The sequence below is a fragment of the Flagellimonas halotolerans genome, assembly GCF_035818535.1.
Lineage (GTDB): Bacteria > Bacteroidota > Bacteroidia > Flavobacteriales > Flavobacteriaceae > Flagellimonas > Flagellimonas halotolerans.
Genome location: NZ_JAYKYV010000011.1, coordinates 85,971 through 106,510, shown reverse-complemented (window position 1 = coordinate 106,510; position 20,540 = coordinate 85,971). Strand labels below are relative to the sequence as shown.

At 41.1% G+C, this 20,540-nt stretch carries 15 protein-coding genes; 10 read left to right on the top strand and 5 right to left on the bottom strand.

What is annotated here, in order from left to right:
• Positions 1–208: 208 nt before the first annotated feature.
• The 4 genes from istB to VM932_RS12845 all read right to left on the bottom strand — a co-directional run bounded on the left by istB (position 209) and on the right by VM932_RS12845 (position 3,932).
• On the bottom strand, positions 209–946 hold the full coding sequence (gene istB, locus VM932_RS12860) for an IS21-like element helper ATPase IstB (protein ID WP_326279164.1): 738 nt from the start codon (positions 944–946) through the stop codon (positions 209–211).
• Positions 947–970: 24 nt separating this feature from the next.
• Entirely contained in the window at positions 971–2,515 is a 1,545-nt protein-coding gene (istA, locus tag VM932_RS12855; RefSeq protein WP_326279163.1) for an IS21 family transposase, read from the bottom strand.
• 242 nt (positions 2,516–2,757) lie between these two features.
• Positions 2,758–3,246, bottom strand: a complete 489-nt coding sequence (locus tag VM932_RS12850; protein ID WP_326279162.1) for a cupin domain-containing protein — start codon at positions 3,244–3,246, stop codon at positions 2,758–2,760.
• Between the two features lie 116 nt (positions 3,247–3,362).
• Positions 3,363–3,932, bottom strand: a complete 570-nt coding sequence (locus VM932_RS12845; RefSeq protein WP_326279161.1) for a Crp/Fnr family transcriptional regulator — start codon at positions 3,930–3,932, stop codon at positions 3,363–3,365.
• Between the two features lie 284 nt (positions 3,933–4,216).
• Between VM932_RS12845 and VM932_RS12840 the strand changes: the two genes are divergently transcribed.
• From VM932_RS12840 to VM932_RS12815, 6 genes are all read left to right on the top strand, one after another.
• Positions 4,217–5,023, top strand: a complete 807-nt coding sequence (locus tag VM932_RS12840; protein WP_326279160.1) for a ThuA domain-containing protein — start codon at positions 4,217–4,219, stop codon at positions 5,021–5,023.
• Positions 5,024–5,069: 46 nt separating this feature from the next.
• Complete coding sequence (locus VM932_RS12835; protein WP_326279159.1) at positions 5,070–6,272, top strand: serine hydrolase domain-containing protein; 1,203 nt, start codon at positions 5,070–5,072, stop codon at positions 6,270–6,272.
• A gap of 387 nt (positions 6,273–6,659) precedes the next feature.
• Positions 6,660–7,373, top strand: a complete 714-nt coding sequence (locus VM932_RS12830) for a ThuA domain-containing protein (RefSeq protein WP_326279158.1) — start codon at positions 6,660–6,662, stop codon at positions 7,371–7,373.
• A gap of 256 nt (positions 7,374–7,629) precedes the next feature.
• Positions 7,630–8,772, top strand: coding sequence for a lactonase family protein (locus VM932_RS12825; protein ID WP_326279157.1), 1,143 nt, complete (start codon positions 7,630–7,632; stop codon positions 8,770–8,772).
• 33 nt (positions 8,773–8,805) lie between these two features.
• Entirely contained in the window at positions 8,806–9,741 is a 936-nt protein-coding gene (locus tag VM932_RS12820) for an SMP-30/gluconolactonase/LRE family protein (protein ID WP_326279156.1), read from the top strand.
• Between the two features lie 224 nt (positions 9,742–9,965).
• On the top strand, positions 9,966–10,964 hold the full coding sequence (locus VM932_RS12815) for a PKD domain-containing protein (RefSeq protein ID WP_326279155.1): 999 nt from the start codon (positions 9,966–9,968) through the stop codon (positions 10,962–10,964).
• Positions 10,965–11,210: 246 nt separating this feature from the next.
• Here the strand turns inward: VM932_RS12815 and VM932_RS12810 are convergent, their stop codons facing one another.
• Positions 11,211–11,768, bottom strand: a complete 558-nt coding sequence (locus VM932_RS12810; protein ID WP_326279154.1) for an RNA polymerase sigma factor — start codon at positions 11,766–11,768, stop codon at positions 11,211–11,213.
• Positions 11,769–11,910: 142 nt separating this feature from the next.
• Here VM932_RS12810 and VM932_RS12805 point away from each other — a divergent pair, with 142 nt between their 5' ends.
• The 4 genes from VM932_RS12805 to VM932_RS12790 all read left to right on the top strand — a co-directional run bounded on the left by VM932_RS12805 (position 11,911) and on the right by VM932_RS12790 (position 20,485).
• Entirely contained in the window at positions 11,911–13,065 is a 1,155-nt protein-coding gene (locus VM932_RS12805) for a FecR family protein (RefSeq protein ID WP_326279153.1), read from the top strand.
• 180 nt (positions 13,066–13,245) lie between these two features.
• Complete coding sequence (locus VM932_RS12800) at positions 13,246–16,623, top strand: TonB-dependent receptor (RefSeq protein WP_326279152.1); 3,378 nt, start codon at positions 13,246–13,248, stop codon at positions 16,621–16,623.
• A 12-nt stretch (positions 16,624–16,635) separates the two neighbouring features.
• Positions 16,636–18,210: a RagB/SusD family nutrient uptake outer membrane protein gene (locus VM932_RS12795; RefSeq protein ID WP_293168103.1), complete on the top strand. Its 1,575-nt coding sequence runs from the start codon at positions 16,636–16,638 to the stop codon at positions 18,208–18,210.
• Between the two features lie 535 nt (positions 18,211–18,745).
• Positions 18,746–20,485, top strand: a complete 1,740-nt coding sequence (locus VM932_RS12790; RefSeq protein ID WP_326279151.1) for a PQQ-dependent sugar dehydrogenase — start codon at positions 18,746–18,748, stop codon at positions 20,483–20,485.
• The last annotated feature ends 55 nt before the right edge of the window (positions 20,486–20,540 follow it).

The window sequence follows — 20,540 nt, the reverse complement described above, 5'->3', positions numbered from 1 at the left end:
GTATGGATCCAATACAGTCAGTTTTTAAAACAAAGTTCAAACTATAAATTCAATTTACACACAACTTTTGAGATTGATCCTTGTTGTGTTTATGCAAAAATTGTTGTTAAGCTAAATTGGATAAGCCGGGTAAACTGACCCACTTTCGCCGGATGAAACTGACCATGGCAAATGGACTGCCCAGATTTGATCTATCCTTGGGTTAAACTTAGTTTTTATTTTTCAATTTTCTTCTCATTGATTCTCCTTTTATATCTATTCTGTGAGCTGTATGCACCAAACGGTCGAGAATGGCATCGGCCAGTGTTTTCTCCCCGATAATGTCGTGCCATTTTGATACGGGCAATTGTGATGCTATTATAGTGGATTTTTTGCCGTGCCTGTCCTCGATGATCTCCATAAGTGCATGCCCATTGATGTTGTCCAATGGTTTAAGGCCGAAGTCATCCAAGATGAGCAAGTCCTGTTTTTCAAGTTTGTTTATCTGTTTTGGATAGGAACCGTCGGCCTTTGATGTCTTGAGCAGGGTAAAGAGCTTTGCAGTATTGAAGTACATCACTTTTGACCCCATGGAGCAGGCCTGGTGGCCGATGGCCGAGGCCAGGTAACTTTTGCCCACACCGGTACTACCGGTAATAAGTATGTTCTCCCTTTTTTGGATGAACCCGCAGGAACCTAACCGCCGGACCAGATTCTTGTCCAGTTGGCGCGACGGTCGGTAGTCTATAGCCTCCATGACGGCCGTATACCTGAACCTTGCGGACTTGGTCAATCGCTCTATCCTACGGTTATGACGGTCGTCCCATTCGCACTGGACGAGATAGGCGATCAGTTCATCGTTGGTGTAACCGGTGGACGGACCGCCGGTTTCCATTGTTGTGGTGAAGGCCCTGTGCATTCCATAGAGCCTCATTTCTTTCATCAATTGCATTGTTTTTTCGTTCATATGTTCTGTTTTTAAGTATTGTTCCTATTCGTAGTATTTTCCTCCCCTTATGTTGTTGTGCTCGGGCATTTCCATATCCCCGTCGATACCTTCATCGATCTGGTCCCACCCCTTTTTCAGGATGCGCTCGACCATATTGTAATTGTACGCACCATATTCCGAGGCACGTTTGCACGCATTCTCAAGACGCTCCCTTCCGTACTTTTTGGCAAGGTGGAGCACGCCCAGACAGGACTTATAGGATTGTTCCGGGTGTTGCTTCTTCTCCAGGATGGCTATGATGTACCCTTTACAGTGTCCGCCGATATCGCTTGCCCAATCGATGAACTTTTCACTGCTCCACTCGCTTATGAAACGATGGTGCGAGGGCATATGGTCGGCCAAGGTGGTATAGCCGTATTTCTTCCTGTCCCTTGTATGTACGGCGAGCCTTTCGTGCTTATGGTAGATCTCGACGATACTGTCGGTATAGACCGGCTTGACCTGTTTGCCCATATGCCTGTAGGGCACGCTGTAATAATGCTTGTCCTTCCCAAAATAAATATGGCTGTTCTTGTGTACGGTGCCCTGGGCATAGCGTTTTACCTCATAGCGTTTCGCCGGTAAAGGCATCAGTTCGCCTTTCTCGATTTCCATAAAAAGCGAACATCTGGAATATTCCCTTCCCCTGAACGACATTGCGTTGTGTTTTTCCAACAGTTCCCTTATCGCGCTGTTGATATCGGTCATGCCATGGAAGACCTGGTTCCGTAAAGGGGCGAACACCCTGGTGTAGATTATCTTCACTGCGTTCTCCACTATGGCCTTGTCCCTTGGCCTATAGGTACGTGTGGGCAGTACTGCCGTTTCGTAGTGTTCGGCAAAGTCGGCGAACACCTCGTTGACCTTGGGCTCGTAACGGCTGCTCTTGGTAACCGCCGACTTAAGGTTGTCGGGCACCAAGGCCTTTGGTACGCCGCCGTAGAACCATAGTGCGTTCTCGGTGCAGCGGATGAAGTCCTCCAGTTTTTGGCTTGCACAGGCCTCTACATAAGTGTATTGGCTGCTACCGAGTATACGCACGAACACCTCCAGTTCCTTCAGTTCACCGGTGTCCCTGTCAACAATATGGAGTTTCTTTCCCGTGAAGTCTATAAAGAGCTTGTCGCCGGCCTTGTGCTCCATGTGCATTACCGGAGAGGTCTCCTTGCGCCATTCGGCGTACCAATACTTGAACTGTGAGAGCTTGAAGCCATCGGGGTGCTTGGCATAATATTCTTCCCATAACAATTGTCTGGTCACCCCGGTCTTGCGAAGCTCTTTGTCAAAATAGGGAAAGTACTGCCTTAAGGTCAGCAAACGTTGGCTCTTGCGCTTTTGCCCGTCCTTAAAAAGGTTGTGGAGTTCCTCTAGGGTCATCTTCTCCACTTCGTAGGCGGTAAAACGGTACCGCCTGAAGAATTCGATGTACTTCCTGACCGTGACACGGGATATGCCCAATTGTTGGCTTATCCCACGCTTGCTCGTACCGGAGGTGTACAGTTTGTAAATCAGTTTTGTTTTTCGCATATCTATCTGCTTGTTCGCCATGGTGCTTTTTAACAAAAAAAGCACTTAGACTTTTTACGGATAGATCTAATCTAAAGGTGGGTCACTTTCGTCCGGCGGGAGTGGGTCACTTTCGTCCGGCCAGCTATGGTCACTTTAACCCGGCGAGGGTGGTATACTATGTCCGGCGTTTCCATCGTAGCTCAATTTGGCATATATCTCCCCAGCGTCATTTCTTATAAGGTCAACAACTATCATCCCAATGAAAAATAATAGTAAGATAATCAGTTTTCGGCTATTTTGGGCACAATAAATTGAACGTTGTGCTCAGCTGCATGTTTGAACGCCTTCTCGACATTCAATTTTGAAAAGTCTGGAACTTTTTTCAAATCCGGGTAATCAGCGTTATTTTTTAGCGAGTCCCCAATGGCCCTGAAATAATTGAGTAGATTGCCGGGAGTGAGCAGGACGATCATCTTTCCGGGAGTTTCACCTACGTTCTTGAATGTGTGCACTTCGTTGGATGCTACGTGGACAACACTTCCCGGAAGTGCCCTGAAAGGATTGTTCAGGTCGTTCCTGACAAATTCGAATTCCCCTTCCAGAATGTAGAACACTTCCTCATCAGGATGTGTGTGGGGTGGTGGGCCACCCAAGGGCGGTACGTTTTCCTCAAATATGGCATACTTGTTTTCGGTTTCGGTATTGCTCACCAAAACTTTGATGACATCGGTCAGTATCAGTAACTGTTCATTTTTTGGTTGTGATTCCATTTCTTTTTATTTTTTTTCTCATTCGGGCAACATCAAGTTTCATCTGTTGTTGAATGAATGCCTAGACAAAGAAATGGAAGAGCTCCATCTTTCCAATTGATTCAAATCAAGAAAGATCAGACCAAAAATTTTGTCCGGTATCGGCTAAGAGTCTCAGGGGTTATACCCAGATAGCTAGCTACATATCTAAGTGGGATTCTTTTGAAAATTTTGGGATGTTCCTCCATCAGGTTCTTAAATCGTTCTTCTGGATTTACACTGAGCAAAGCGGATTCTCTTTTTTCAGCCCTCAATAGTTGTTCCTGCACTATAATGTCCGCCATTTTTTTCAGGGATTTGTGTTTTGAGACCAAATTCAAAACATCATCACGGCGCAACACAAAAAACTTACAATTCTCTATGGCAGCGATATTGACCAAGGAAGGGGTTTGTGACAAAAAACTCGCCAAAGACCCGACCATGGAGTTTTCGAAGAAAAAATCGTTACAGACCTCCTTGTCTGGTGAGTCATAGAACAAGCGCATCGATCCCTCTGAAATAAAGGCCAACCTTTTGCACACCTCACCCGATTTAAGAAAAACCCCATTTCTACTGAGGTGTTCCTCTTTCATGGCCGATGTGAGGGCGGACAACTCTTCTTCGGTGGCCTTAAAAGTTCTTTGAATGTTAAATATGAGTTGATTCATTGCTTATATCGGTAAATCCAGCGTTGGGTAATTGACTATCAAAATTAAAGATTAATGTATTAGCTAAAAGGAAAATGATTTATTGGTTAATTTTTGTAGATGACGAATTAGTTGAATCGTTTCTAAACACATGGGTGCAGATTTCACCTTTTTTTAAAGCATTCCTTAAGGGTTTTGCAATTTAATACAGTATAAATTATGTATTGCATAACTAAAATCAACTTCAAAAGTGCACATAAACAATAATAAATTAACCAATAACCAATGATAAAATCTATCAACGTATGAAACCAATACCACCTTCGTTAAAACGAAGTAAGGGAGCCACTCGATTTCTTATTCTTTTTGCTATGGCGTTTAGCCTATCAACCGTGCTATCCGCTCAGATTCAGAATACCTCAGATGTTTATTCGTCGGCCGATAGGCCCTATGCTCTAGCGGTGATTGGAGACCGATATCACTCTCCCGTACATGTTCGCAATGGTCTAATGGGTCCATTGGCGCTTGAGAACATACCTGTAGTTTACATAGAAAACCACGAGGCACTTACGACAGAAGCCCTAAAGAATGTAGACCTTCTGATTTTCTTAAAGGATGGGCAAATATGGCCGAACGGTTATGAGCAAGGCTCGCAGGTAATGTGGATGACTGATGAGCAGCAACAAGCTATCTACGATTTTGTAAATAACGGTGGTGGATTTCTGGCGTTGCATAATTCGCATGGTATTTACCCACCAGATGGACTTTACTACGAGGTTTTCGGAGGAAACTATGGCGGTCATCCGGCGCCCGAGGAGTTTATGATTCGAGTCGAGGATAAGAACCATCCAATTACAGCTGGCGTTGAGGACTTTAGAACCTACGACGAACAGCACATGAGCAAATACTACGGAGAACCAGATCAGTTGTTGTTGAGAAATATCTCGGACGCCAACAAAGCTGCTCCGGCCGGTTGGTGGCGCGAAATAGGAAAAGGCAGGTTTGTTTACCTAGCTCCCGGACACACGCCAGAGGCATTGGGACACCCAATGATGGTGAGATTGATTCGTAATTCCGTAAGGTGGCTAACGAAGCAATCCGAAGACAAGTAAAATAGAAGTATGGCAGATCATGTCCATAAAAGAAAAAGGGATAAGGATGATACAGGAAAATAGAACTGGGAAAATACTGAAGAAACGTAATGGTTGTCAGAATCGTCCTTTGGGTGCTTCCGATCACGCAAGAAGTTCGGGTTTGTATATAGGGCTATGTTTCCTTTTAATCTTGATTTGTTTTGATAAAGGTGTTGCTCAGGAACAAAAGCAAGAAGCTTTGGGGCCATGGCCAACGGTCGCTTGGTCGGAAGCTAGCCCAGAAGCAGTAGAAATGGACAGCACAGCATTGAAAATAGCGGAAAAGGTCTATCCACATCTTTTTCCTAGCGGTTACAGCTTGCTGGTAATTAGGAACGGACAATTGGTGTCAGAGTCGTACTTCAACGGGCAAACTGTGGATACTAACAATCATATATTTTCGGTTACCAAAACATTTGTGGCCACATTATTGGGCGTTGCGATAAAACAAGAATGGATTAAGAGTGTTGATGAACGTGTAGCCGACTTACTGCCTGAATATCAGATTCACCCAAAGTTGGCGGATTTAACCCTAAAAAATGTGCTGACGCACCGTTCGGGTGTGGAAAGCAGAAAGGAATTCATGAATATTGGTCTACTTCTTAAAGCAGAGCCCAAATTGACTCCAGGAACCACCTTTGAGTACAGTAACTACGCACCAAGCTTACTAACAGCAATTTTGGACAGGAAAGCGAAACAGGGTGTTGATGGGAATGTTTCGGATGTTTCCACTATGGCGGAAAAGTATCTCTTTGAACAGTTGGGCATTGATATTAGTGAATGGAGAAAGGGGCCTGATGGTATTCCAGAAGGAGGAAACGGCCTCCACATGACTGCTAGGGATATGGCACGCCTCGGTTACCTATTGCTCCGTGATGGACGTTGGGAAGATAAACAATTGATGCCTGAAGACTGGGTTAAAGAGGCGTCGAAATACCATGTAGAATTTGATAGGCAGAAAGGTTACGGATACCTGAACTGGGTCCGTAGACGCCCAGATAAAGTGAATACAGCCCGAGGGGAACAAGAAGTACACGGGTACTTCGCCTATGGGCACCGTGGACAATATATTGGTGTATATCCGGAATTGGATCTTTTAGTGGTGACAACAGCCGATGCAACCGATGCTACGAGGGATACATTTTTCGTACCCGATTTGCTGCATGATTTTGTGCGCAGATTTATTTTTTCAGCAATTCAAACACACGGTTCCATAGGAGAGGAATAAAGACGTTTTTCCCTGTAGGATATTGCAGCGCAATACCGATTAATATATAAAAACAAAGTAATTCTATATTTAAAATAACGCAAGTTGCCCAAAAACTGGGAAATACATAAACAAATTAGATAACTTAAAACAATATCTGGTATGAAACCAAAATCATCTTTACCCAAAAAAAATGTCACGAGACGCTCAGCCATCTCGTCGATGGCAGGATTAACAGCTGGAGTCGTATTGGCCACCCCTATAGCTTGTGCCCAGGCACCGGAGAAGGCCTCTGAGAAAGCTCCGGAGAAAATATCGGAGAAAGCCACAATATTTGCTCTGATGGGCGATCACTATCACAACGCTGATATAGTACGTACGGCACTGACTCGCGACATTGTTAAGGATATGGGCATATCAGTTAAGATGACCGACGACTACACATCTCTCAACGCTGAGACACTGCAAGGTTACCAGATGCTTATTATTCATCGTGACGGCCGTATTTTTCCTGAAGGCAATGGACCCATTGGCGGAGGTGACAAAATGGTTCCGTCAACCTTCAACAATAATTTTGGCAAGGGCATTGATGAGGTCGCTGTTGTCAGTGATCCTCCTCTGGAGCCCACATCGGGCGAAATGAAGGCTTGGATACAACCCAGCCAAGGCAAGGCCGTCCGTGATTTCGTCGAAAACGGTGGTTCGGTCCTGTTTTTCCACAATGTTACGGATCTGGCGAGCACCAATACCGACATTCGTGACGTTCTTGGAGCTGCTTATGCGGGCCATCCACCCATTCGAACCTTTAAGGTTAGGGTGAAAAGATCAGACCATCCGATCATGGAGGGGATTACCGATTTTGTGGTTACCGATGAGCAGCATTATATGGAGTACGACAAGGATCCAGAACACATCCTTATGGAATCAGTGAATGAAGATGGTCTTCGTTATTCTTACAAGGGTAAAGATCAGGGTACTACTGTTCCTGCAGCTTGGGCATATGAATATGGGAAAGGACGGGTTTGTTACTTGGCACCAGGTCACCTTCTTACTGCACATTGGAACCCCATGTACCGTAAGTTGAAGCAAAATGCTGTTCGCTGGTTGTTGAGACAGAGCTGATATTGTAACAATAAGTTACCGAGAGTAAAGTGGATGAAATTCACTTTGGGTATTTATCCGTGTTCGATCGGCCACATATTTTTCACAAATATTTTTTCAATGGTCTCCTACGTGAATAATAGGATAACCAAGAATTGGTATAACTGCTATTTGATGAAAATTTATGTAGGAACAATGATTTATAATTTGGAATGGAGAAGATGTAGCAATCGGATGATAATTTATTTTTAGTAACACTAAACCTATATATAAGAAAATGAGGGAAACCAAAGAAACCTATCTTTTCGTTGGGAGTTATACGGGATATGAGCCAGGACAGCTACCCTGGGTGGGGTCAAAGAAACCTGGAGAAGGAATTTCATCATTCTCCTTTAACAGTTCAGAGGGTACTTTTATTAAAGCGGGCAATACTACAAAGCAAGATTCGCCCACGTGGTTAGAGATTCACCCGAACGGACAATTTCTAATAGCCACACACGAGCTTTCCCATCATACAGGGGTAGGTGAAGGCGTTGGTTTCGTAACAGCATACAAAATTCAGCCCAATGGTGAACTTGAGAAGGTGTCTACGCAGTCCACTGGTGGTAGGGGCAATACATGTGCTGCCTTTGATCGTACGGGACGTTTTTTGTTAGTAACAAGATATTGGGAAGGTGGCATCTCAGTACTACCATTCTATCCCGATACAGGGAAAATTGGTGAAGTCACATCAACACCAGATCATTCTGGTTCGGGACCGGACCCAGTTCGGCAATCAATGCCCCACCCACATGGTATTCTTGGTGACCCTAAAACAAATATGGTATATGCTACCGATTTGGGTACAGATCAGGTTCATCAATACATTCTCGACACAAAAACAGGAATGTTGGAACCAAAGGGTAATGTAAAACTAACATCTGGTTCAGGGCCACGAGGAATCAAATTTCATCCATCGTTGCGGATGGCATACGTTAATTGCGAACTTAATGGGACTGTAGAAGTATGTTCTGTTGATGATACCAAAGGACTCGTTCCAGTGCAGACCGTGTCCTGTTATCCGGAAGATTTTGTGGCGCGTGACCACCCGGAAAATCTAGGCAGATCTGAATATTGGGGGGCTGAGGGATGCTTATCGGCAGATGGGTCGTATTACTATTATATATGCAGGGTAGATCAAAGTATCGCCATTTTTCACGTAGGTAAAGAAAATGGCAAATTAACCTTTTCGGGTCGATGTCAACTAGCGGATAACTCGAACGCCCGAAACCTTACCATGGATCCAACCGGTAATTTCCTGTTGGTAGCAAGTCAAGATGCCGATCGGGTCGAATGTTTCCGAATTAACCCCGCTTCCGGTGCACTTAAACTTGTTGATGTTCAGAGCGTTCCTTGCGCCGCCGACGTAGCAGTGATTTGAAGATGAAAATTAAATCATAAAAACCAATCAATAATGAAAAAAATGTCATTCTTGACCAGATTTGGCCTAAACCAAGTTACTCGCTATATACTGCCAGTTACGATGGTATTGATATCGGGGTGTACTTCACAATCAGACATTCAATTTCCAGTAGAAGTCGGGGTAAAACCAGAAAGTATTACAAAAGGGTTTGCCGGAAATTACTACGTAACTGTAATGAACGGAGGCGAAGAAGGTGATGGTGAAGTAGTTGAAATTTTTACCAATGGCACAAAAGTATTTGCCGAGGGTTTTAATGAGCCCAAAGGTATCGTTCATCTAAAAGATCATTTATACTTTTCGGATCTGACCCGTATCTGGAAAGTTGATAAAGATGGCAATGCGACCATTTTTATTGATAAAGAAGATTTTCCCGAAGAAGTTCTGTATTTAAATGATGTTGCAGTGGATGCTGAGAACAATGGTATTTATGTTACGGATATGGGAGCAACCAAATATATGCGCGATGAAAATAATGAACTATGGCCACTCGATAGTGAAAAAGCAAAATTGGTCCCACAATTGGGACGTATTTACCATGTAGATTTAGATGGTCAAGTATCCATAGCACAAAACACCTCGTCACTAATGTTGAACCCGAATGGTGTAGGGGTCGACAACAATGGCGATATTATGGTAGGTGCATTTTTCCTGGGTAATTTTTTAGTAAAAAAGGATGGAGAACTAACACCGCTTAAAGGGCTGTTTAGAGGTGCCGATGCGGTGGGACAAGATAGTAAGGGCAATTATTACGTAAGTAGTTGGGCAGCGGGTGCAGTTTGGAAAATAGATGGAAAAACTGAAGAATCGACCGTATTAATGGATGGCCTGCAATCTGCTGCAGATTTTTATTTGGAGGAAGACAAAGGTCGGCTACTCCTACCTGATATGTTGGCAGGCAAGGTTTACGAAGTTGATATCAACAAGTAAATGATGTAATGGAAATTCTTTCCAAATTTTTAAATAGAAGATAGAACATAAAGGTTATGAAAAATCATAAGAACTTACATTACAGTATATTCCACAAGCCATGGATATTTTTCTTTTGCTGTTTCTTGGGAACAATATCAGAATCAATGGGTCAATCCACACCATCTTATAAAACCTCAAGGGATGGGAGGATATTTCAGATTTTTCAATTCCCTAAAGACCAAATGCCAAGAATTGATGGGGATATGAGCGATTGGGAAATAGTTCCTGAAGATTACGTTTATGGTACCGATTTGTTAAATGATACAGAAGATGGAATGGGAGCTGACATTCCGCCCGAGGACCTTGACGTAAAGGTTACCATAGGATGGGTAAAGGGTATGAGCCGTATTTATTTTAAATATGAAGCTTATGATGATTTTTGGGACTTTGAGCGTTTTAACCCAAAGGGTTATTTGAACGATATATTTGAACTTGTGGTGGATGGAGATCTTTCAGGTGGTCCTTTTATTAAGAACCCCATGTACGACCAAGACGAATTGAAGTGGGATCCCCAAACGGATGCCTATACCGAAAACCATTTAAATTTTAGCGGAGTACATGCTCAAAATTACCATATCTACACCCCGCCAGTAAACAATGCATGGGTATTGGTGTGGGGAAGTCAACCATGGATTTCCGAATTTCCTAGGGCCAACTACGCTTATGATTTCGATTTTGAACACGGCGAAAGTGGAACATTACAGCTGGAGGGCTGGATCACACCTTATGATTATGCACCCTACAACGGACCTCAAAGAGCTGTTAAGTCAAAACTTAGGGAGAATAAGGTCATTGGGCTCTCATGGTCCATATTGGACTTTGATGGGGGTGATAGGGAAGGTCATGCGAATCTTGCCCATACCGTTAGGATGGTGAGCAATGCCTCGTTTTTATGCGCCTTTAAATTAATGCCATTGGAAGACCAGTTTCTGGAACCAATCAAAGCCGCATGGACGTTCGAGGTTATTGATGAGGAGAAGGGAATAGTGGCCTTTAAAGATGAATCTGTTGGAAAAATTGACCAATGGACATGGGATTTTGGCAATGGGGATAGCTCCTCGGAACAAGACCCAATTTATAGGTTTGAGGACAAAAATATGCGCACGGTCATTACCCTAGAGGTGAAAGGCCCCGATGGCAGTTCCAAACGCACCCGATATTGGGAGGTGATGATTCGCTAGACTTATGGGAATTTCAAAATTGTCCTTGGCTAACTGATTTTAGAACTAATAGAGCAAATCATTAACCGGAAATCTGGGGTTGATATTGGTTTATTACCCTAGATTATTTAAATCACTTCATAAAATACGATTATACTATGCTCATATGGATTTTTCGATTCCAAGCAAGATATGCGTGATTGGGATAATGTCATAAAATCGTCCTCAATATTGACATCATGGAAATGCATAAAGCCTTTGTCATGGTTATTTAAAAAGTAAAAATAATAACGGATCGTTCTCCTTAAACGCTTCCCGTATTTTGGTAAAAGCAATGCGCATTTGTGACTCTACTGTTTTTACAGAGATTCCTAGTTGGTCTGCAATATCTTTGTACTTAATACCTTGTATTTTATTCATTATTATGATTTCCTTGCACTTTGGAGGTAACTCTTCAATCACCTTTTTCATTTTTTGAATACGCAATTGCAAGGCATCTGTATCCTCTTCGATTCTGTCGGAAAGCGCACGTTCCCATATTTGATTTAAAAGTTCATTTTGCTTTTTACTTTTCTTAATGGAATTTATAAATTTATTGTAGACAATGGCATAGAGGTATGATTTCGGGGATTTTGTCTCGTCTAACTTTGATTTATTTTCCCAAAAACTAATGAATGCCTGTTGTACAATTTCCTCAGATTCTATTTTGTCATGTGTGTATGTAGTAATATATGCAACAAGACGATCATAGAACAAATTAAATAAATACTTAAAAGCCATTTGGTCGCCGCTTTTCATGGCAGCCACCGCTTCAATTTCCGTCATTTTCGATTTTAAGTTTGTTTAGTTAGCTAGGTTCAGTGTGAAATTGAAAAATTTATTTGGTTTTTTTTAAGGGTTTAACTTTTTTTAGCAGTATTAATTATGTATTGCGTAATCGAATGCAATTTAAAAACTTAAAAAGAACTTGAAAGAATCTTCATCTAGTATAATGAAAAAAAATATAACAAAGCTTTTACTTGGAACGATTTCAGAAAAAGAGATTATGGAATTACAAGATTGGTTGGAGGATCCAAACAATCAGAAAATTCTTGAAGCTTATGTTCGAGACTATCATGATTTGAATTTGGCCACATTAAAGAACAATCTTGATGAAGCCTATAGCAAGGTAAACAATAGAATTGATGATAAGACCAAACCGATTAAGAGACTTTTCCCAGATTGGATGAAGTATGCTGCTGCTGTTATCGTTTTGATGGCACTGGGATTGATTTATCAACAAGGCTTTTTCTCCACGGAAGAACAATATGTACTTGTCCCAAAAGAAGATACTATTACTTTGGAGTTGAACAATGGAATCGTTCAGTCCATAGATGTTAGTGGAAATAAGGAATATCGGGATAGGGAAGGAAATGTTGTTTATGTCCAAAACCAAGGTTTGATACGATATTCCAAAGTAACTGAAAACGAAGTCTTAGTATATAATACTTTGTTGGTACCCAATGGAAAAACTTTTCAAGTAGAATTATCCGATGGCACTAGGGTTCAATTAAATGCAGGAAGTTCTTTAAAATACCCAGTAAACTTTTTAGAAGAGGGGCCTAGGAAAGTATTTCTTACTGGGAATGCTTATTTCGATGTTACCAAAAACACCGCTAATCCATTCGTGGTCAACGTTGATGAGTTGGATGTGAAAGTGCTCGGTACGGAATTTAATATTTCGGCGTATGAAGAGGATGAGAATATCGATGTTGTGTTGGTTGAAGGAGCCGTAAATATGGCAGGAAAAAATCAGTCTCAGGATTTAGTTGAACTAGTCCCTGGGCAAAAAGGGTCTTTTGACCCTAAATCAAAAGATGTGTTGGTTGAAGAAGTAGACACAAGTCTCTATACTTCATGGAGACAGGGGAGTCTTGTGTATAGGGAGTTGACCTTTAATAAAATTCTAAAAAAACTTGAACGTCACTATAATATAGAAATTGTCAACAACAATGTTGAACTTGGGGAGGAGGTATTCAATGCGCGCTTTGATAGAATGGAAATTGAAGAGGTTTTAGGGTATTTTAAGGATATCCACGACATTGATTTTACAGTTGAAAACAATAAAGTGACGATAAACTAAAAGTTAAAAATAAAACTAAAGTATAACCAAACAAATAACTGCAATGCCTATGATTTGAAAATTCAGAATCGTCATTCGCTTTCCAAAAAAACTAAACCGGAAAATGCGCTAACATTTTCCGGTTAAAAAAAGCGGTATGGCAAATTATTATGCTAAACCACCAAATAACTTTTTAAAATTATGAAAAAAATCTTCAACCACTCCGAGTTGAGTGCAACTTTGTTGAAATTTGACTTAAAAATGAAATTGACCGTATTGTTATTGTTTACTGCATTGGTTGGATTACACGCTAATGACAGTTATGCCCAAAAGACAAAGGTCACATTGAACGTTGAAAATGTTTCTGTACAGGAAATTTTAGATGACATTGAATCAAAAACAAAGTTTAACTTCGTTTATAATACTGAACATGTAAACCTTCAAAGAAAACTATCCCTTCATATACAGAAGGAACATATTGAAAAAGTACTCAATCGGTTATTCTTGAATACCGAAACCAATTATAAGGTAAAGGGCACCCAAGTTGTTTTATGGCGGGATCAAAAGGCGAAAAACGCTAAGAAGCCGGTTATAAATCCTGTGCCAGTTATGAACACGATGGTTCAGTTCACAGTTACGGGAACCATAACTGATCCAGACGGAATTCCCCTTGCTGGTGCAAGTATCCTTGAAAAGGGAACCACAAATGGTGTACAGACCGATTTTGATGGTAATTTTTCCATTAATGTATCGGATGCAAATGCGACACTGGTATCTTCTTACATAGGATATTCGACCCAAGAAATAGCTCTTAATGGCCAGACTACTTTATCGATTATGTTGGCGGAAAGTGCAGTGGCCATGGACGAAATTGTAGTCGTTGGTTATGGTTCTGTTCAAAAAAGTGACCTTACAGGAGCGGTTGCCTCAATCTCATCAGAAGACTTGGGAGACCGTCAAGCAACAAGCGTAGCAGGACTTATACAAGGACGTGCACCAGGTGTGGATGCGACGGGCGGTAAAATTCGTATCCGTGGTATAACTACGTTTAACAATACGGACCCGCTAGTGGTTATAGATGGTTTCCTTGGAGGAGATTTATCTACGGTTAACCCTAATGATATTGAGAACATTGAGGTGTTGAAGGATGCATCATCCACCGCAATTTACGGATCACGTGGAGCTAATGGAGTAATATTGGTAACTACCAAAAGTGGTCGTGAGGGAGCCATGAAGGTAAATGTGAATTTTTGGAGTGGTTTAAAATCAACTACCAATAAAAGAGATGTGTTGAATGCGAACCAATATATAGATTATGTGCATGATGCTCTTAACAATGCTGGACAGAACATTCCTCCTAAATTACTTACAGATGAAGTGAGGATTGATAGAAATGACTGGCAAGACCTAATTTTTCAAACAGGTCATAGTTCGGAGGTAAACGCTAGCTTTTCAGGAGGTACGGAGAAAGCGACCTATTATTTTGGGGTCAGCCATCGTGACGACGAGAACATTATAATTGGTTCCTCTAACAAAGCATCATATCTCAGGACCAAGAATAGTTTTGAAATAAAGCCATGGCTCGATTTGAACGTCAATGCGGCACTTAGTTATAAAACAATTAAAGGGGCAAGCCCTAGTTATCGCAATATGTTGGGATATATGCCATACAAAGAAATTTATGATGAGAATCAAATAGGAGGTTATACGGATGTGGATAGGATTAATGACGCTTCAGATGTATCCAATCCCTTGACTATCCCAAACAAAGTAAATCCCGAGACCAATACGTTGGCTTACCAGGCACAGCTTAATTTAAAAATTAAACCTTTTAAGGGGTTTAGTTACACGATCCAAGCAGGTTTGAAGGGCGATTTTGAGCGATTTTTCCAATGGCAAGATGAATATGTTTCTGCAGGGAGCCATAATGTGAATACGATGTTGGAAAGCAGTTCTTATTTCTATTCACCAATAGTGGAGTCCTATCTTAATTATACAAAACAGTTTGGTGACCATAATATTTCAGCTTTGTTGGGTAATACTTGGCAAGATGGTGTTCAAGGTGGAGGAATAGGCATAGGTGCTACTGGATACGCCACAAACGAAATAAAATTACTTAGTGTGGCAGGTAGTCCAATGCAACCCACCCAAGATCTTTTTATTGATTCAAGACTATCATATTTTGGAAGGATAAATTATGGTTTTAAGAGTAAATACCTTATGACTATTAATATGCGAGCAGATGCTTCGCCTAACTTTTCACCGAACAATAGATGGGGTAAGTTCCCTTCTTTGTCCCTAGCCTGGAAACTGGACGAGGAGTCTTTTTTAAGAGACAATGAAGTGATCAATCAGTTGAAATTGAGAGCTGGTTGGGGTAAATCGGGTAACGATGCCATTGGGCAATACCGCTATCTATCTTCAGTATTCTCTCAAGGTGTGGGATATCCATTGGGCACTAATCAGGAATATCAACAAGGTGCCTCGGTGGTGCAAAATGCCTCCCCTGAAATCAAATGGGAAACTACGGAATCGTTGACTGTTGGTGTGGATTTCGGACTGTTCAACAATACCCTTACTGGTACTGTCGAGTATTTTGAGAAGCAAACTGATGATATACTCTTTGCAGTACCTAGTCCATTGTCCTTAGGATATGGATCGGGGCAGGATGGGGGAACCATCGATGGAAATGCCATTGTAAATGCAGCATCTGTTAGCAACAAAGGGTTTGAATTTTTACTTGGTAAAAGAGGGGATATAGGAGAAAAGATAAGCTATGACATCAGTGCTAATTATACATTTCAGGAAAATGTGGTTACTGGTTTAGGGCTTGGACAACCATTTCTTTCAGGAGTTTCAAGAACAGAAAAGGGCAGGCCAATAGGATATTTCTATGGATACGAAGCAGACGGTATTTATATGACACAAGCAGAAATTGATGCTGCAAATGCCGACGCAGTAGCAAATGGCCACGATTATTTCCAAGAAGCCTCTACCAGTGCGGGGGATGTTAGATTTAGAGACTTAAGCGGTGATGGAAAAATTGATGGAGATGATCGCACCATGATCGGGAACCCGATTCCTAAGCATCTCTTTGGGTTAAATGCCAGTTTAAATATTGGGCAATTTGATTTTAATATGTTCTGGCAAGGAGCAGCAAATGTTGACATTTACGACGAAGGTTATAAATGGAATCGTGCAGGAGTTAGGATCTTGAATCAGGAGACCATTGTGCTCAATAGATGGAGAAGTGAGTCTGAGCCAGGCAACGGTGTACAGCCAAGGGCTCTAAGTGGGGACGCAGTCGCAAACACAAGACCATCTACTCTCATGGTCCAGGATGCTGGTTATCTTAGGTTGAAGCTTATGTCTCTAGGCTACACTTTTTCTGATGAACTTACAACCAAATTCGGAATGTCCAGATTTAGGTTATATGCAAGTGGCGAAAATTTGCTAACGCTTACAAAATACGATGGATTCAACCCAGAAATTGGTGGGGAAAACCTTGTGCGTGGGGTAAATCAATTTACTCCTCCTGCAGCAAGGACAGTTGTTTTAGGAATTCAAATAAGTCTTTAAAAAAATATATATATGAAAACGATAACAAACATCAAGTTTAAAATGATAGGGGTATTCGTCCTTTTCTTTTTAACCTTTTCTTCATGTGACGAGGAAGTTTTAGAACTGAGTAATCCGGAACAATTTACACTAGAGACATATTTCAAAACTCCAGATCAAATTGTTCAGGGCACCAATGCAGCCTATGCGGCATTTTTTCAACATTGGATAGGAAGCTACCAATGGCCTGAAATTTGGGACGTATTGGGCAATGAAACAGAGGCGACTGCCGGAGCTTTAGGGAGTTACCACGAAGTTCCAATTATTCAAATGAGGGCGTATCAGCATAATCAATTCAACCGCACAGTTGAAAACCTTTGGAGAATGTATTATATGATGATTTTGAGGTCCAACTTGGTCATTGATTCAGCTGATGCTTATTTGGCAGAAAATGATTCCAATGACTTAGTGATTCGATCACGGGGCGAAGCTTATTTTTTGAGAGGCTGGGCCTATTTTAATTTAGCTAATTTATGGGGGGATGTACCACTCAGGTTGAGCTTTGATCAATCTGAGAATGTTGATGCTCCACTGAGTAGTGCCGAAGATGTTTGGGCCGTGGCCGAAAGTGATTTAAAAATAGCCCAATCGCTTTTAAAAGAGGTTGGAGATATTCCCGACACCGAACTGGGCCGGGCGACCAAAGGCTCGGCGACAGGTTTACTTGGTAAATTATACTTGTATAATGATAGACTTCCAGAAGCAGAAATTGAATTGGCTAAATTGGAAGGGCATTATGATTTATTACCTGCTGAGGATTATCTGTACAATTTTGGGGAAATCAATGAAAATAACATTGAAAGTGTCTTTGAGTTCCAATGTACATATGCAGGTCAAGGTGGTAGTTCCGCAATGTTTAGCAATGTAGAAGGTGGTTCAGCTCCGTTTTTGAACAATATGATGCAACAATTACATAGTTGGAACGGATGGCCTAACTGGAAATTCCAGCCAGAGAAGACTGAGGTTTTTATCTACGATGATGAGTCTGGTGCAGAATTTATTGACCCAAGAGGAGCGGAAACCTTTTATGGAGGTGTGGCAGGAGATGATACATGGTGTGATTATTGTCCAGAAAATCCGAATCGTCCATATGACTTTGAAGGCTTACAATATTTCTGGAAAAAGAAAAACAATAGAGAGACCAGACCTGATGAAACTGGTCCGGGTGCAGGTGGTGCCGCTTCGGGTAATAACGTTAGGATCATGAGGTATGCTGATGTCTTGCTTATGAGGGCTGAAATCCAGCTTATGCAAGGAAATGCGCCAGGATGTGTCGATTTTATTAATAGGGTTCGTAGACGTTTCGGCATCTTTGAGTACAACGCGGCGAATTATTCTGATAGTGAGGTGTTTGAGCTTTTGAAACGTGAAAGGGAAATTGAGTTAATGGGCGAAGGTTCAAGATTCAGAGATCTTAAAAGATGGGGAATACTGGAAGAAACTCTAAACCCTGAGTTTCAGGCTAAATACGGAACTCAACCAGTTAATGCAAGCCATTACTTTTTTCCAATTCCACAAGGAGAGCTTGATACCAATTTTGGAATATAAATCACATAGTCCATTGTTGTTTTAGTTTAGTTGCAGTAGAACAGGTTGATGTAACAAAATGTCGAGAGAAACACTCTCGGTTAAAAGTGGAGCACGATAAAATTATCGCATCAATTTTATGACTTTTGAATTTCAGAATGATAAATTGTATTCACTCTGTTAAGTCAACCTGTTTTTTTTTATTCATGGACATAAGGTTCCTATGATATAGCTATCTAAAATATTGTGGTTTTGGAATATTCAGCACTTACATAAGCAACCTCTATTTTTTACCAATAGCATACCGTCATGTGCAATAACTTCCGTAAAGGGGGCAACCCTTTCTATGTCTTTATTTGAGAATTTGTCTCCAGAATTTTTTTTTAAACTCATTAAGGGGTAGGAATAAAAGAGAAGTAAATAGGATAGATTTAGGAATGATTGTCTACCTAAAACTTATAGTTAAGTACAATAGATGATTTCACATTTATTGAGCGTAAGGGCAAGAGAAACCACTAAAATATTCACCAATAATCTATAAATAAAAATATTATAAATGTCATCATTAAAAATATACTTCTCCAAACTATTATGGATTTCCATAACACTTGTTTTCCTTACGGGCTGTGATCAGGAATCAAACCTGCCAGAAGGCGATATAGACAATGGAGGACTTTTCTTGCCAGACAGGTTTGAAGCTCTGGTTGTGGTAGATAGTATTGGCAATGCCCGGCATCTGGCCGTGAATGACAATGGAGATATTTATGTTAAGCTTACAAGTGCTAAACAAGATTCGGGCAATGTAGCTATCAGAGATACAAACAGAGACGGTAAAGGAGATGAAATCGCCTATTTTGGGGATTATCCCGCAGAGGAAGGTTATGGCCCAACAAGTATGAGGATTTACAATGGGTACATTTTTTATAGTACTAAAGATGCTGTTTACAGGCAGAAAATAACCCCTGGTACATTAGTGCCGAAAAGCAAAAGGGAAGTTGTTCTCAAATATGAAATTTATACTTCACATATAGCTAAAACTCTTGCCTTTGATGACGATGGAAATATGTATGTCAATTTCGGGTCATTAACTGATAATTGTCAAGAAGAAGATAGAACTCCTCTTAGCCCAGGTCAATATCCCTGTCTCGAACTGGAAAAGCATGCAGGCATTTGGAAGTTTGATGCTGATAAAATCAATCAGACTCAGCAAGATGGGGTTAGATATGCAACTGGACTTAGAGACGGAATTGCCATGGACTGGAATCATACCACTAATAGTTTATTCGTTTTAGAACATGGAAGGGACGATATGCATAGAATATGGCCATCCCTTTATTCAGAATGGGAAAGTGCAATGTTGCCAGCTGAAGAATTTCTTGAAATTAAAGAAGGAGCCAATGGAGGCTGGCCTTATTATTATTATGATCAGATACAAAATAAAAGAGTGGTGTCTCCAGAATACAGAGATGTTGATTTAGAGGTAAAAGTGAGTGAACTAACAAATCCCATTATCGGTTTTCCTGGGCATTGGGCGCCAAATGATCTTTTCTTTTACACGGGAAATCAATTTCCAGATCGTTATAAAAATGGGGCTTTTATAGCTTTTCATGGTGGTGGTCGTCGAGCTCCATATCCTACAGGAGGTTTTGTTGTATGTTTTGTGCCATATATAAATGGAGAATTTTCAAAATCCTTTGAAATTTTTGCTGATGGATTTATTGGAGAATCGTATAAGGATGGTATGGGACCTGCTGAATATCGGCCTATGGGGCTTGCCATGGGACCTGATGGTTCATTGTATGTTAGTGATAGCCGAAAAGGGAAAATTTGGCGAATCATTTACAGAGGTGATAAGGATGATTTTAGTGAAAGTCAGTTAAGCAAGATGGAAGAGAGGAAAGCACTGACACATATCAGGGATCCTCATGAAATCAATGACAATCTTTCTTATCGTTTGGCAGATGAGGGTCAGAGAATTTATAATACTTATTGCATTGCTTGTCACCAAGCAGATGGCAAAGGAGATGGGAGCCGTTATCCCCCATTGGCAGGATCAGACTGGGTGACTGGGGATAAAACCAGATTGATAAAAGCGGTATTGGAAGGCCTTGAAGGACCTGTAACGGTAAATGGAAAGACATATGATGATGTTATGCCAAAAATGGACTTTTTGAGCGACGAGGATATTGCTAAGGTATTAACGTACATCCGGATGAATTTAAACGAAAATGTTGGAGGAGTTCAAGAGAGAGAAGTGGCAAGGGTTAGGAATGGTACACAGGAAGAACAACACTAGAAATTGAAGTATAAATAAACATCTGGAAGAGATTTTAGATGACGATGAAGGATTT

Coding starts and splice junctions, on each gene's coding strand:
- VM932_RS12820 (WP_326279156.1), top strand. CDS start 8,806: ATGAAAAAAATGTCATTCTTGACCAGATTTGGCCTAAACCAAGTTACT.
- VM932_RS12830 (WP_326279158.1), top strand. CDS start 6,660: ATGGGCATATCAGTTAAGATGACCGACGACTACACATCTCTCAACGCT.
- VM932_RS12810 (WP_326279154.1), bottom strand. CDS start 11,768: ATGACGGAAATTGAAGCGGTGGCTGCCATGAAAAGCGGCGACCAAATG.
- VM932_RS12800 (WP_326279152.1), top strand. CDS start 13,246: ATGAAAAAAATCTTCAACCACTCCGAGTTGAGTGCAACTTTGTTGAAA.
- VM932_RS12825 (WP_326279157.1), top strand. CDS start 7,630: ATGAGGGAAACCAAAGAAACCTATCTTTTCGTTGGGAGTTATACGGGA.
- VM932_RS12815 (WP_326279155.1), top strand. CDS start 9,966: ATGCCAAGAATTGATGGGGATATGAGCGATTGGGAAATAGTTCCTGAA.
- istB (WP_326279164.1), bottom strand. CDS start 946: ATGAACGAAAAAACAATGCAATTGATGAAAGAAATGAGGCTCTATGGA.
- VM932_RS12845 (WP_326279161.1), bottom strand. CDS start 3,932: ATGAATCAACTCATATTTAACATTCAAAGAACTTTTAAGGCCACCGAA.
- istA (WP_326279163.1), bottom strand. CDS start 2,515: ATGGCGAACAAGCAGATAGATATGCGAAAAACAAAACTGATTTACAAA.
- VM932_RS12850 (WP_326279162.1), bottom strand. CDS start 3,246: ATGGAATCACAACCAAAAAATGAACAGTTACTGATACTGACCGATGTC.
- VM932_RS12840 (WP_326279160.1), top strand. CDS start 4,217: ATGAAACCAATACCACCTTCGTTAAAACGAAGTAAGGGAGCCACTCGA.
- VM932_RS12795 (WP_293168103.1), top strand. CDS start 16,636: ATGAAAACGATAACAAACATCAAGTTTAAAATGATAGGGGTATTCGTC.
- VM932_RS12835 (WP_326279159.1), top strand. CDS start 5,070: ATGATACAGGAAAATAGAACTGGGAAAATACTGAAGAAACGTAATGGT.
- VM932_RS12790 (WP_326279151.1), top strand. CDS start 18,746: ATGTCATCATTAAAAATATACTTCTCCAAACTATTATGGATTTCCATA.